Source organism: Mesorhizobium sp. M8A.F.Ca.ET.165.01.1.1 (assembly GCF_004792065.1).
Lineage (GTDB): Bacteria > Pseudomonadota > Alphaproteobacteria > Rhizobiales > Rhizobiaceae > Mesorhizobium.
Window position 1 is genome coordinate 1 of record NZ_SRTH01000109.1, and the last position, 374, is coordinate 374.

Here is a 374-nt window from a genome sequence, read left to right on the forward strand (position 1 = left end):
CGAACCGATGGAAACGCCTCCGCTCGATTTCATCGGCTTCGCGCTGAGCGGGCTCGCGGCATCCGGCGTGGTGTTCGGCCTGTCGGTGGTCAGCCTGCCCTATCTGCCGCCGGCGGCCGGTTTCATCAGCGTGGGTGTCGGACTGGTCTCGGGCGCGCTCTACCTGATGCATGCGCGGCGCGCCGAAAATCCGCTGCTGGCGCTGGAACTGTTCCGCGATCAGGTGTTCCGCTCCTCCGTGCTCGGCGGCTCGCTGATTCGCATCGGCATCGGTGCTGTGCCGTTCCTGCTGCCGCTGATGTTCCAGATCGGCTTCGGGCTGACACCCTTCCAGTCGGGCATGATCACCTTCGTCTCGGCGATCGGCGCCATCG

The 374-nt window shown here is 66.3% G+C and carries 1 pseudogene; it reads left to right on the forward strand.

Annotated elements, in window-relative coordinates:
- Nucleotides 1-374, forward strand: a pseudogene (locus tag EN808_RS35320) (MFS transporter); the annotation flags it as partial.